General features: G+C 40.3%; 9 protein-coding genes. 2 read left to right on the forward strand and 7 right to left on the reverse strand.

Translation table 11 applies throughout. From position 1 onward, the window contains the following. Positions 1–141: 141 nt before the first annotated feature. The 7 genes from JET18_RS08125 to JET18_RS08155 form a co-directional block, all read right to left on the reverse strand. Positions 142–975, reverse strand: coding sequence for a type 1 glutamine amidotransferase (locus tag JET18_RS08125; protein WP_202090107.1), 834 nt, complete (start codon positions 973–975; stop codon positions 142–144). A 35-nt stretch (positions 976–1,010) separates the two neighbouring features. Next, the gene (locus JET18_RS08130) at positions 1,011–2,129 is read right to left on the reverse strand and encodes a carboxylate-amine ligase (protein ID WP_202090108.1); all 1,119 of its coding nucleotides are present in this window, start codon (positions 2,127–2,129) and stop codon (positions 1,011–1,013) included. Positions 2,130–2,161: 32 nt separating this feature from the next. Then, the gene (locus tag JET18_RS08135; protein ID WP_202090109.1) at positions 2,162–3,115 is read right to left on the reverse strand and encodes an ATP-grasp domain-containing protein; all 954 of its coding nucleotides are present in this window, start codon (positions 3,113–3,115) and stop codon (positions 2,162–2,164) included. A gap of 61 nt (positions 3,116–3,176) precedes the next feature. Further along, positions 3,177–3,890, reverse strand: coding sequence for an alpha/beta hydrolase-fold protein (locus JET18_RS08140; RefSeq protein WP_202090110.1), 714 nt, complete (start codon positions 3,888–3,890; stop codon positions 3,177–3,179). Positions 3,891–3,916: 26 nt separating this feature from the next. Then, on the reverse strand, positions 3,917–5,128 hold the full coding sequence (locus JET18_RS08145) for an ATP-grasp domain-containing protein (protein ID WP_202090111.1): 1,212 nt from the start codon (positions 5,126–5,128) through the stop codon (positions 3,917–3,919). 140 nt (positions 5,129–5,268) lie between these two features. Further along, entirely contained in the window at positions 5,269–6,684 is a 1,416-nt protein-coding gene (locus tag JET18_RS08150) for a leucyl aminopeptidase family protein (protein WP_202090112.1), read from the reverse strand. A gap of 3 nt (positions 6,685–6,687) precedes the next feature. Continuing rightward, a complete protein-coding gene (locus JET18_RS08155; RefSeq protein ID WP_202090113.1) occupies positions 6,688–7,809 on the reverse strand; it encodes an alpha/beta hydrolase in 1,122 nt (373 codons plus the stop codon). 463 nt (positions 7,810–8,272) lie between these two features. Between JET18_RS08155 and glgB the strand changes: the two genes are divergently transcribed. Together glgB and JET18_RS08165 are read left to right on the forward strand one after the other, a co-directional pair. Then, positions 8,273–10,219 carry a 1,4-alpha-glucan branching protein GlgB gene (gene glgB, locus JET18_RS08160; protein ID WP_202090114.1) on the forward strand — a complete coding sequence of 649 codons (1,947 nt, stop codon included), beginning with the start codon at positions 8,273–8,275 and terminating at the stop codon, positions 10,217–10,219. Positions 10,220–10,274: 55 nt separating this feature from the next. Continuing rightward, a complete protein-coding gene (locus tag JET18_RS08165; protein WP_202090115.1) occupies positions 10,275–11,681 on the forward strand; it encodes a glycogen synthase in 1,407 nt (468 codons plus the stop codon). The last annotated feature ends 350 nt before the right edge of the window (positions 11,682–12,031 follow it).

Here is a 12,031-nt window from a genome sequence, read left to right on the forward strand (position 1 = left end):
TCACATAAGATGAAAATCAAAGATTTTCAAAAAAACTTAAGTGCTCTTCTCAATAGCTGAAATGCTTACTTAAGCCTCTAAAACTTTTGTGACTTTTGTGGTTTTATATTAAATCATTTTTTATAAATCCGCATTTTTCTTTTAAGCTAAAGCCTCACATCCTTTCAAAATGTTTTTTTTGGCAGATTGAAGGAACCTCGGCAGGATCTGGCTTCTGGTAAGGATAATCTTGTCTTCATCATCTATGCGGTCTACCGTTTCAAGATATTTTTCCATTCCGAAGTTCTCGATCATGGCCTCTTTATTTTTTTCGTCTTTAAGGTTTTCAATCATGCCTTTGGGATCAGCTTCCGGGTGGAACTGGGTTCCGAATATTTCATCTGAGAAACGGAATGCCATAACAGCTCTTTCCAGATTGATATGCGGTCTGAATTTTTCAATAGCAGTGATTTTCATTCCTAATTCTTCGAAACGATCCATATCCGGCTCAATGAACTGGTAAGCTCTGGAATCTACAGCATAGAACGGATCCTGAAGGTTTTTGAATAAAAATTCCTGTTCGCCTTCCTCTGTTTTGTGAACCGGCATTACCCCAAAAGAATACGATCTTCTTTTGCAGATATTACCCAGTTTCCAGTGGATGCTCGCCAGTTGGAATGAATGGCAGATCAGGAACAGATATTTTTTATCTTCATTGTATTGGTTATGCTCCAAAACACCATCCAGAAAAGCCGAATAACGATCTTCCCATTCAAGGCCTTCTCTGTGTGGATTGCCTGGTCCGCCCGAAGAAATAAAGATGTCAAAATCTTCAATATTGGGCATTTCATTTTTAAACCTCACATCAAATGTTTGGATGATCACGTTTTCTTCAGAGGTTTGCTGGAATGCTTCCGAAATCTCTTTAATATTTCTAAAGCCCTGATTTACATGATTGTTGTTCATGTCTATCAATGCAATTCGAATATCTTTCATACTACTTCATATTTTTTGCAAAGTTACCAAAAATATTATGAAGCGGTTTCACCATGTGTTATGCCATACTCTGTTTCGGAGATCATATAATCCACTACTTTGGTAAGATCGCCCGTCTCCTGGAAGACTTTAAGCTGTCTGTCGGCTCCCGTTCCGTTTTCCAGAATGGTCCAGGCATATTCCACCTCTTTTCTGCAGTCCAGTTCATCCACCACATCATCAATGAACTCCAGAAGTTCCTTCAAAAGATGCGGATAAGGCACAGATTCCTCTTTCCCGAAATCGATCAGGTGGGCTTCAATACCGCTTTTGGAGGCTCTCCATTTGTTTTCGTTCAGTAATAATCTTCTGTAGCTTCTGAAACTTAAATTCTGCTGGTGAAGTTTGTAGATTTTTGCAACTAAACTCTGCATAATGGCTGCCATACAAACGGTTTCCTCTATTCTTAAAGGCATATCGCAGATTCTGAACTCAATAGTAGGGTAGAACGGGTGAACACGCAGATCCCACCAGATTTTCTTGGCATTGTCTATGGTTCCGGTTTTTACCAGAAGCTCCACGTAGCTGTCGAATTCTGCTAATGAATTGAAGTAGCTTGGAATACCGGTTCTTGGGAATTTCACAAAAATTTCCTGTCTGTAAGATTTGAACCCTGTATTTCTTCCGATCCAGAAAGGAGAATTGGTAGAAAGCGCATACACGTGCGGCAGGAAATAACGCATCACATTCTGAATTCTTACCCCTTCTTCACGGTTGGGAATTCCGATATGAACGTGAAGTCCGAAAATAAGATTTCCGCGCGCCACATCACCCATATCATCTACGATTTTGTTGTAACGTTCTCCGTTAGTGATCGTATTGTGTTCCCAGTTTGAAAAAGGGTGGGTTCCGCCTCCGGATACCCGAAGTCCCTGTTCATGGGCTGTATTGATCAAATGTCTTCTCAGGTTGGTAAGTTCCGCTCTGGCTTCTTTGATATTCTGGCAGATGCCGGTTTCCATTTCAATCATGGATTCGTGCATTTCGTGTTTTAAATTTTCACTTAAAACCGCTTTACCGCCTTCAATGATCTTGGAAACATGAGATATTAAGTCCCTGCTTTCAACATCAATGATCTGATATTCTTCCTCGATTCCAATAGTAAATTGATGCATTTTTTTTTCGTGTTTTTTTAATTTTTCAAGTGTTATTTTACAGAGTCTTTTACAAAAGTGCCCCAGGAGATATTAGGTTTCCCCGGAACATATTCTTTAGCTTTTTCAATGGCCAGTTTGGCGGCATGTTCTACAATCCATGCAAAGTTTTCTTCACCTACAGAGTTTTTATCAGCATCAGGAGCCGGATTACAGAAATCGATAGCATACGGAATACCGTCTCTGATAGCGAATTCTACCGTGTTGAAATCATAGCCTAAAGCTTCATTCATTTTGATCGTATAATCGTGGATCGTTTTTAACAGTTTTTCCAGATCTTCTCCTTGCGTTTGATGTGTGGTAGCATATCTCAGATGGTGAGGATTACGTGGTTCGTAAGGCATGATGTGAACATATTTTTTGCCCAGACAGTACACTCTGTAGTAATCGTCAAAAACAATTTCTTCCTGTACCATCATCACCAACTGCTCTGTTTCGCTTAATTTTTCCCATAGATCTTCAGGATTTTCCACTCTGTATACGCTTTTCCATCCGCCGCCATCATGAGGTTTCATATAGGCAGGAAATCCTACATAATTGAAAATATATTCCCAGTCGTGCGGAAATTTCAGGTTTCTGAATGAGGTTTCTGAAGTATCTGTAGGTCTTTCGTGCGAAGGAAGGAGTACCGTTTTAGGAAGTGGAATTCCCAGTTTGCTCATCAGTGCATTATTGAAAAATTTCTCGTCAGCACTCCACCAGAACGGATTATTGATTACATAAGTTCCGTTCAGCGCTGCATTTTTAAGATAAGCCCGGTAAAAAGGAACATCCTGCGAAATTCTGTCGATAATCACTGCATATCCGTAATCGGCACCCTGCTCAAGTTTATCGATGTTTACTGCTTCAGCGATGATTTCTCCGCCACCCAGTTCATTCACTTTATCGATAAATGCCCACGGAAACGTATCTTCCATACCGAATAGAATTCCCACTTTTTTTGCCATAATTTTTGTTTTTAGGTTGGTGTAATGTATTATTAATTTGTGTTCTTAAATGTACAGTTTTTCAGGAAAAAAATGCACCTATAAATGTTGGAAAAACCATTCGCCATAAAGGCCAGTCATGATTGATCCATTTTCTCTCATCGTACCAGAAATCAATGCCTTTCGCGCTTAGGATCTCTGCCATTTCAAGGTTTTTATCCTTACAGATATCCTGGTCTGAAGTGCTGAGGACAATATGCATATGCTTGTATTTCCAGGCTTCGTCATTCTTTACAAATTCTCTCGGGCAGTTAAAATATACCAGCTCATCCGAGTATCCGTCCATAAAATTCCTGATGCTGAACGCTCCCGAAAGGCAGAACAGATGAGAAACCACATCCGGGAATCTGAAGGCAAAATTGGCCGCATGATACCCTCCGAAACTTGCTCCGGCCACTGCCACACGGTGTGTTTTGTGAAGCTTCTGGATATACGGAATGAATTCCTGAATCAGGAACTGCACATACAGCTCATAATTCTTGATTCTTTTCTGAGGTGAAATCTTATCATCATAAAAACTCCAGCCGTCAATCGTCTGAACATTGTAAAGTTTAACCTTTCCCTGTTCTATAAACCAGTTGATACTTCCGTTGAGATGAAAATCATGATTTTGCGTGTATTGTCCCTGGGAAGTAGGAAACATAATGATCGGGTGACCGTAATGTCCTGTAACTTCCACTTTCAGGCTTGTTCCTAATATGTTTGAATAATAATCTGTATGTTCTATATTCGGCATTGATAAATTTCTTTTATGTGTAGTGTTTAGCTTGTTAATTTACTTTTGGGCGGCAGGATATTCAGCATCTCTGCCTGGATTTTTTCAGCGGCGCTGTCCAGTCTTTCCTGTATGATTTCGGGATCAGTTGATTTGTAAACGATGCCTACATGATGATCAATAGGAAGGAACTTTACAGCTTCTTCACTTTCGAAAGCAGTATAATCAGGATTCTTGTCCTTAATCAACGCAACGATCAGCCCGGAATAATAACCTGTTGGCTTAGCGGCTTCATAGCTCTTGCCACGAAGCAGGGCATCTTCTATTTTTGCCCATTCACGCCATATATTGATATTGCTGGATGCTTCCACCAGATCCGGAATATGCGCACCGCCAACTCTTGAAGAAGTTTCAAGGAAATACCATTTTCCATCAGCTTTTCCACGGATAAATTCAGTGTGGGTAGCGCCGTTGAGCAGTCCGAAGCTGGAAAGAACTTTTGAATTTGCTTCATCAAGGGCTTTAAATTCTTCAGAATATCTTCCCAATGTTTTCGACCGGAATACGCCGCCTTCATGAGAAACCTGCATAGGTGGAGCAAGGTATTTGGAGGCAGAGGTAAAAACAATTTCTTTATTAAAGGTCAGGCTGTCCACATGGTATACATCACCCGGTTTAAAGCTTTCCAGCAAAAACAGGTGGCGTTCTTCACCAAGGGCTTCAAGTTCGTTCCAGAGCTCATCTTTGGAAGAAAACTTTTTGATCCCTGATGCTGATGCCTCTGAACGCGGTTTCAGTACCCAAGGTGCCGCAACTTTGTCTACAAAGCTGTTTACTTCATCATTGTTAAAAACAGCGGTGAATTCCGGAACATTGATTCCTGAATCTTTAGCTTTCTGGCGCATGGCCAGTTTGTCTCTGAAATACCGGTGGGTAGTTTGTCCCATTCCCGGAATCCGGAATGTTTCCCTGATCAGGGCAGCTTTTTCTACGTCATAATCATCCAGTGCTACCACAGCATCTATTTTCCGGGTTTTCATAAGGTGCGAGAATCCCTGGATCAGATGTTCCAGATTCCAGACCGACGGCCTTACCTCAGCCATATAAAATACCTCGTCAATAGCATGCCAGGGCCAGTTTTTTTCTTTAAGGCCTTCTGATGTTACCAAAATAATTTTATTACCCAGCTTCTTCATTTCGTCCATGAAGTCATAGCCTTTGTAATAGCACGAAATACATACTATAATTTTCTCCTCCATATAATGTTTTTAAGTTTTTAGTAAATTATCAAAAATAAAAGCAAATTTTTATTGATTAATTAATGTTAAAAATCGAAATAATGTGCATTTTTGAGAATGTACACTCAAGTATACAGAGAAATTTTGAAAAAAACTAATTTTTAGTGATAATTTTCAATTAAATCGGCCAGCAATTGAACCCCATAGCCGGTTGCTGCTTTTTCTTTGGCATATCCGGTACTTCCGAAGGCTACTCCCGCAATATCCAGATGGGCCCATTTAGGATGGCTTTCAATAAACTGTTCCAGGAATTTTGCGGCTATGATGCAGTCTCCGATTGGTTTCATAGAAATATTTTTAAGATCTGCCACATCGGACTGGATGTCGTCTTTCCATATGTCCCACAAAGGAAGATTCCAGACTCTCTGGTTGGTGTAATCCCCGGTTTTAATCAGTATATTTTTCAATTCTTCATTATTGGAGAACATCGCTCCGCAGGTATCTCCAAACATCCTCACAGAGCTTCCTGTAAGGGTGGCAAGGTCGATGAGGAAATCGGTTTTATAATTTTTAGCCAGATAAGAAAGCCCGTCTGCAAGGATCATTCTGCCTTCTGCATCGGTATTGAGAACTTCAATGGTTTTGCCGTTATAGGCTGTGATCACATCACTCGGAAGAAATGCATTTTCAGAAATCGCATTATCTGTAATTGGAAGCACCGCAACGATATTCACCGGAAGCTTCATTTCTGCAGCATAGATCAGTGTTCCGATAACCGCCGTAGCTCCACCCATATCCGACTTCATATAATGCATATTTTCATGGCTTTTTAAAGAAATTCCTCCTGTGTCAAACAGAACGCATTTCCCTACCAGACCAAAGGTTTTGGCTTTTTTTACCGACGTTTTGTATTCAATAATCGTGAAAGCAGCATCATAAGCACTTCCCTGGTTGACGGACAGATAAGCTCCGAGCCCCAGCTCTTCACATTTTTTCCTGTTGAATACCGTATATTTCAGGTCGTATTTCTTTGCTAAATTTTTCAGATATAAACTTAAAATATCAGGCTTTTTCAGGTTGGCGGGTTTGTTCAGCCATTCCTGACAGGCAGTTTGACCGTTCGCCAAAGCTTCTGCTTTTGAACTTATTGCTTCTAATTTTTTCTGGCTTAGATTTTCAAAATGAATCTCAAATTTAGCATTCCAGAAAACATGTTTTTTGTCAAAAGGATATTGGTAAGTTCCCAGAAGAAGCCCTTTTGCAAATTCTTCAAATTGTTTTTCATTCAGGAAATCGGCCACCACAAGGGTAGGAGCGGCCTGAAGTTTGTCTTTCTGGGTTTGGGAGAATTTAACCGCCACCTGCTGAACCTCGAAATTCTGCAGGGTAGATTTCCCTAAACCGATCAGATAAATTATACTTTCTTCATCTGTCTGGATAAAGACCTCGTATTTCTTTCCGGAGAACAGGGAAGCAATATTTTTGTTGTATTTTTTCTTAGCTTTTATCCATTCTTCCTCGGTGAAAAGCTGGAAAATCTGACTGTAGTTTTTATTTTTTTTATTGATTAATTTCATAACTTAATTTTTAATGCTCTGCTGTTGTGGTTTTACTTCTACCGGGTTTTCTGTGTTGTCATAGAACAGCCATTCCATCGCTCTCGGGAACTCCTGAGACCAGTAAAATTCGCTGTGTGTGCCTTCCGGATTGATGCTGGTCCTGAATTCAAAGTCAAAAAGATTTTTCTTTTCCCAGCGTTTTAAATATTCTTCGAAAACATGGATTCTTTTGACCATTTTAGATCCTTCCTGACCGCCTCCGTAAAGGTATATTTTGGTTTTAAACGGAACTCTGAAGCTCATCATCGGGAAATTATTATTAGGCTCTACCCAAAGTGACGGGGAGAAGATCAGCAGTTTAGAGTATACTTCAGGATAAAGAAATCCGCTGTAAATGCTGATCAGTGCACCCAGAGAACTGCCTCCGATTCCTGTATTGTCGCGGTCTTTTTTGGTGCGGTAATGTTCGTCCACAAAAGGTTTTAATGTATCTGTGATAAAACGGATGTATTTCTTACCCTCTGAACCGTTGGCCACATTATCGTTGTCAAAGATATATTCCTTGATGCGTTCTTCGCTGCCGTGTTCTATAGCAATGATAATGACGTCTCCACGGCCGTATTCTGCTAGAATAGACAGTTTTTTATCGATTTCCCAGTTTCCGTAGCCGCTTCCTTCATTGAACAGATTTTGGGCGTCCTGAAGATAAAGTACCGGATAGCTTTTATCGGATACATAATAATCATAAGGGAGAACAGCCCACACTTTGCGGTAACGGTCAAGCTGCGGAATATAAAATTCCTCCGAAATAACTTCTGCAATCGGGAAAAACTCCTTTTTAAAAGGCCCCCAGTTGAGCCTCCATTTTTCTATGGTATCGGATGTTTTTCCTGCTGATTTTTCAGCTTTGCGGTTGGGGGTGATGTTTCCGTATTTGTCGAGCTCCACATTTTCCCAGCCGCCTTTGGTGAATTTGTATTCCACGCTGGCAGGCAGGATTGAGTCGTCGATCTCTATAAAATAGGTATGGGAATCCAGCCGTTTAAGCTGATAATTGCTGTCTCTGGGATTCCAGTTGTTGAAATTTCCGGTGATATACACCGTTCTGTCGTCGATTTCTTCCGTAAAAAGTTCAAACCTCATCGTATGTGTTTAATATAAATTGTCAGCTAAATTTATAAAAAAGATTGTTTTAAAATCATAAAAAATCAATGTAAAAAATAATATATTTGATTAATTTGTCGGAAAGGGAGTTGCGGGGTAGGGTTTGAGAGTTGGAGCGTTTTTGGGTTTGAGAGTTGTTAAAAGGATGTTTGAGTTGTCTGTTGCTGGATTGCGGTGTCGGGCTGATGCTTCTAAATTCTACAACTTAAAATTCACAATAAGTATTTTCTAACATGAATTTCAATCTTAACCTAAAAGTCTGCTGTCTGAAATCTGAAATCTGACATCTGACATCTTGGTTCTTGGCTCTTGATTCTTGACTCTAAATAGGTGGTATCTCATTCCGAACTCTGTTAACATAATAATAAATTGACTAATTATTAACCGTTATTGCAGGGAATTTTCGTAGTTTCAGAGAAAAATAAAGTACAACGATATCTTGATGAATTCTGTAAAAACCTATACGCTGTTCACGGACCATGATGTCTATCTTTTTAAGGAAGGTAGGCATTATAAGCTGTATGGGAAATTCGGGGCACATTCGGTTGAAAAAGACGGTGTGAAAGGCGTCTATTTTTCAGTGTGGGCTCCCAATGCCAAAAAAGTTTCTGTGATCGGAAACTTCAACACCTGGAATCATAAAGATCATATCCTGTTCCCGAGATGGGACGGATCGGGAATCTGGGAAGGGTTTATTGCAGGACTTACCTGGGGTACTTTATATAAATATGCAATAGAAACCGCCAGAGGTGAAATTCTGGAAAAAAGCGATCCGTATGCTTTAAGCTGGGAGCAGAATCTGCAGGCTGCATCACTGGTTTCCACAAACTGGTATGAATGGAGTGATAAAGAATGGATGGAAAAACGCTGGAAGATTAATAATCTGAATGCGCCAATATCCGTTTATGAGCTTCATCTGGGTTCGTGGGTCAGAGAAGGCAGTGCTCCGGATCAATACTTAAATTACCGGGATATTGCCGGAAAACTGGTTCCTTATGTAAAGGAAATGGGTTTTACCCACGTAGAATTCATGCCTGTCATGGAATATCCTTATGACCCGAGCTGGGGATATCAGATCACCGGATTTTATGCGGCAACTTCGCGTTTCGGGTCGCCACAGGACCTGATGTTTATGATTGATGAGCTGCATAAAAACGATATCGGGGTTATTTTAGACTGGGTGCCCTCTCATTTTCCGGGAGATGCGAACGGACTTCACCGTTTCGACGGTTCCTATCTGTATGAGCATGAAGATCCGAGAAAAGGTTTTCATCCGGACTGGAAGTCGTATATTTTCAATTACGGAAGGAATGAAGTTAAATCTTTCCTGATTTCCAATGCCATGTTCTGGCTGACGCGCTATCATGCAGACGGACTTCGGGTAGATGCGGTGACTTCCATGCTTCACCTTGATTATTCAAGAAATGAAGGAGAATGGGAACCCAATATAGAAGGCGGAAATGTAAACCTTGAGGCCAAAGCTTTCCTTCAGGAATTCAATACGGCAGTGTATAAAGAATTTGGAGACAGTATTATGACGATAGCTGAAGAAAGTTCAGATTTTCCTTTGCTTACAAAACCTGTTCATGACGGCGGGGTAGGTTTCGGAATGAAATGGATGATGGGCTGGATGCATGATACGCTGGATTATTTTAAAGAATATCCGGATAACAGGAAATATCACCACCATAAGATCACTTTTGCGTCCGTGTATATGTATAATGAAAATTATATGATGCCGCTGTCGCATGACGAAGTGGTTCACGGAAAAGCAAGCCTGATCTATAAAATGCCGGGTGACGAATGGCAGAAATTTGCCAATCTCCGCGCACTGTATGTCTATATGTACACCCATCCGGGAGCCAAGCTTCTCTTTATGGGAGATGAATTTGCGCAGACCGGGGAGTGGAATTTTACAAGGAGCCTGGACTGGCATCTGTTACAGTATCCTGTTCATAAAGGAATGCAGACGCTTGTAAAAGATCTGAACCATCTTTACAGGAATGAACCTGCATTTTATGAAAATCAGTTTGATAAAAGCGGTTTTGAGTGGGTGGAAGCAGATGATCTGGAGAATTCAGTATATGTATATCTGAGAAAAGGAAAAAGGAGGGATGATGTTCTGATGATTGTTTTAAACTTAAAGCCGCAGATTTTGGAATATACCATCGGAGTGAGTGCAGGAACCCATTGGGAGGTTGTCCTGAATTCTGATGATCAGCAATACAGTGGAAGTGATATCCAGGCTGAAGTTTTGAATGAAAAATATGAAGAATGGATGAGGCATCCCAAATCGGTTACCTTAAAACTGCCGCCACTGGCCGGAATTATTTTAAGACAGAAAAAAGATAAAAAGTATAAATTACACCGAATAAAATATAAGAAGTAGCAAAACCATGGGGAAGGCAGTAAAAAACAGAAAGAATACAAATGAAACTAAGACAATGCTAATATATCATTTAAGCACAGAATGTTATCCGATAGCAAAAGTAGGCGGTCTTGCAGACGTTGTGGGAGCACTGCCGAAATATCAGAACAAGATAAAAGGAATTGACGCCAAGGTCGTGATGCCGTGGTACAATAAACCTTTTGTTCATGAACATGAGTTTGATATTGTTTTTGATGGTTTTATCCATCAGGGACCGGATATGCTTCAGGTCCAGGTTTTGAAGGAGAAAACGGATGTTTTGGGATTCGAACTCTATATGGTGAAAATTCCGGGGTTACTGGACAGGGACAATCCTTACGGTTATCAGGACGAAAGCTATCAGTTTCTCGTATTTCAGCATGGAATCCTGCATTGGCTGACTGCAATGAAGATCCGTCCGGATGTATTGCACTGCCATGATTATCACACAGGGTTGGTGCCGTTTATGACGCAGCACTGTCCTGAATTTGAATTTTTAAAAGGCGTAAAAACAATAGGAACGATCCACAACGGAGAATACCAGGGCATGATGAGCTGGAATATGGCCAATTATATGCCTTCCTTTGATTCTTATAAATGGGGTCTCATGGACTGGAACGGCTATATGAACCCACTGGCAAGCATGATTAAATGTTCCCATGCTTTCACTACGGTTTCTGAAGGATATCTGGAAGAATTATTCATCAGTTTCCGCGGACTGGAAGCGCTTGTCCGGGAAGAATTCGGAAAAGCATACGGCATCATCAACGGGATTGATACGGAAGTATGGAATCCTGAGACCGACCCAATGCTGGATTTTAATTTTAATATCAAAAATGCAGTAGCCCAAAAGAAGAAAAATAAAGAAAAGCTCTGCAAAGAATACGGTCTGAAGCCTGATCTTCCTCTTTTCGCATTTATCGGAAGATTTGCGACGGAAAAAGGAGCCGATTTCCTTCCGGATGTAGTCTGGAAAAGCATTAAACAGAGCTATGGAGCTTTGAATATTATGATTCTCGGTTCCGGAAACAGCTATATTGAGAATAAACTCAAGGAATACGCCCATACGTATACCAATTTTGCTCTGGATCTGGGCTATAAGGAGCATCTTTCGCACAAGATCTATGCTTCGGCGGATTTTCTGCTGATGCCATCAAGAGTTGAGCCATGCGGACTGAATCAGATGTATTCCATGCGGTATGGTACGGTTCCGGTTGTAAGGTATACCGGCGGTTTGAGGGATACGGTAGAAGATATCTCCACCGGAGGAGCAGGCCTGAATTTTACCTATCCGGGGGTGGATGATATTGTGCATGCCATGAACAGGGCACTGGGAATTTATAACCAGAAAGGCGTCATGGAAGATCTTATCTATGCCAATATGAATTTTGATTTTGCATGGGAGAAATCTGCAGAAAAATATATAGCTTTATATAAAAACTGATAGAACGAAAAGTGTGATTTTAAATTCATCATGCAGAAAGGAGGTATTAAACAAGAACATAAAAGAGCTTAAGATTGTAGAAAAATATACTTTTAATAAATGGTATTTTTATCGCAAAGAAAGACAAGGATCTTATTTATTAAAAATGTCATATTATTAAGGTAAACAAAGGCGTAAACTTATCAATGGAATACAACTTTGTATCTCAAAAATAAGCGAAGCGGCTTTGTTTATCTTAAAGCAAGGGAATTTAAAAGTCTTTGTCTGTCATTGCGATTGTCAATTATAAAATCGATTAGTGCAGATTGTTTTTTTTAGCTCAAATATTAAAAAGTAGTAAATTTAATTCA

Origin of the sequence: Chryseobacterium endalhagicum, from assembly GCF_016745235.1 — a bacterium.
In the GTDB taxonomy this organism is placed as follows: domain Bacteria; phylum Bacteroidota; class Bacteroidia; order Flavobacteriales; family Weeksellaceae; genus Chryseobacterium; species Chryseobacterium endalhagicum.

Coding starts and splice junctions, on each gene's coding strand:
- JET18_RS08125 (WP_202090107.1), bottom strand. CDS start 975: ATGAAAGATATTCGAATTGCATTGATAGACATGAACAACAATCATGTA.
- JET18_RS08130 (WP_202090108.1), bottom strand. CDS start 2,129: ATGCATCAATTTACTATTGGAATCGAGGAAGAATATCAGATCATTGAT.
- JET18_RS08135 (WP_202090109.1), bottom strand. CDS start 3,115: ATGGCAAAAAAAGTGGGAATTCTATTCGGTATGGAAGATACGTTTCCG.
- JET18_RS08140 (WP_202090110.1), bottom strand. CDS start 3,890: ATGCCGAATATAGAACATACAGATTATTATTCAAACATATTAGGAACA.
- JET18_RS08145 (WP_202090111.1), bottom strand. CDS start 5,128: ATGGAGGAGAAAATTATAGTATGTATTTCGTGCTATTACAAAGGCTAT.
- JET18_RS08150 (WP_202090112.1), bottom strand. CDS start 6,684: ATGAAATTAATCAATAAAAAAAATAAAAACTACAGTCAGATTTTCCAG.
- JET18_RS08155 (WP_202090113.1), bottom strand. CDS start 7,809: ATGAGGTTTGAACTTTTTACGGAAGAAATCGACGACAGAACGGTGTAT.
- glgB (WP_202090114.1), top strand. CDS start 8,273: ATGAATTCTGTAAAAACCTATACGCTGTTCACGGACCATGATGTCTAT.
- JET18_RS08165 (WP_202090115.1), top strand. CDS start 10,275: ATGCTAATATATCATTTAAGCACAGAATGTTATCCGATAGCAAAAGTA.